Raw genomic sequence first — 1,540 nt, forward strand, 5'->3', positions numbered from 1 at the left:
CGATGCGAATGGTCGTTTTGCAATTGCAGGCGTGGAGCCTGATGCCATATTAGTCATCTCTTATGTAGGCTATACGCCTAAAGAAGTAAAAGCAGGACCGAATATTTCAGTGACTTTATCGCCAGACAAATCTGATCTAAATGAAGTGATTGTAATTGGTTATGGCACACAGAAAAAATCTGAGGTAACAGGTAGTATTTCCAATGTTAAAGGAAGCGCCTTGGCAGATAAGCCAGTGGCAAGTTTTGAAAGTGCCTTAAATGGCCGTGCCACAGGGGTTAACATGACGGCGAATGATGGTGTAGTTAACCAGGCGCCTACTTTCAGAAACCGTGGAACAAACTCCTTGTCTTTAAGTTCTTACCCGTTGGTTGTGGTAGATGGGGTACCTATGTTTACAGAAGATGTCAATGTAGGCAGTAACGCCGCCAATAACCCGCTTTCTTCCATCAATACCAATGACATTGAGAGCATCGATATCGCTAAAGATGCTGCTGCAACCAGTATTTACGGGAGCAGGGCTGCCAATGGAGTGGTTTTCATTACCACAAAATCTGGTAAAAAAGGAAAAGCTAAGTTTTCTTATAATGCCTATTATGGCAGCAGCAAGGCAGCAAGGCTTGCCGAAGTGTTAAACACAGCGCAGTATTTAGAAATTAAAAATGAAGGACTCGTTAACGCAAGAACTTATAATGCAGTAACCAATTATTATGGTACCTCCTTAGACAAAGATGGTAACGTAATCGATACCCGCTGGTATGATTATATCTTCCAAACGGGGCAGTCGCAAAACCATAATGTAAGCTTGTCTGGTGCCAACGATGCCACTAAATATTATTTCTCCCTGGGTTATACCGACAAGGAAGGAATCTTGCAGGGTAACGATTATAACCGTAAATCTGTAAGTTATAACATTGAGCATAAAGTAAACAACTGGTTAAAAGTAGGCTCTAAAACCAATTACAGCAACGATATCACCACGGCCATTTTATCTACCGGCACTGGTGCCAGCTCTGTATCGTCAAACTCTGTTGCCTATAGACTTGGTTTTATTACAGCACCTATTGTTGGCCCCTATAATAGAGATGGCTCTTTTAATATCATAGGCCCCAATGTGGGGATAATGGATAATGCTGGCCACTTAACCTCTACAGCCAGATTGGGCTATACCAATCCTGCGCTTACCTTGAGTGCCAATGACGACAATACCGCCAATAATTACGTACAGTCGAATGTTTTTGCCGATGTAAATCCTTTTTCATGGTTAACCTTAAGAACGGTTTATGGCATCAATAACATGTACAGCAGAACCAACCGTTATTTTGATCCCCGCAGTAATGAAGCTTCCAGCACTAATGGTCGTGCTACAGGAATTTCTGCAAAAAGAGAGGTTTCCGTATGGACCAATACAGCTTTGTTGGCTAAAACTTTTGGTAAACATTCATTTGATTTATTGTTAGGTCATGAAGAGCAAACCTCTGAGGGCGATCAGTTTGGTTTAACCAGAACAGATCAGTCAGATCCTTACTATACCAATTTA

At 41.7% G+C, this 1,540-nt stretch carries 1 protein-coding gene; it reads left to right on the forward strand.

Going from position 1 to position 1,540, the window contains the following annotated elements; translation table 11 throughout:
• A partial coding sequence (locus ACR2F7_RS11430) for a SusC/RagA family TonB-linked outer membrane protein (protein ID WP_432713693.1) occupies positions 1-1,540 on the forward strand: 1,540 nt, incomplete at both ends.

The organism is Pedobacter sp. (assembly GCF_045628745.1).
In the GTDB taxonomy this organism is placed as follows: Bacteria; Bacteroidota; Bacteroidia; order Sphingobacteriales; family Sphingobacteriaceae; genus Pedobacter.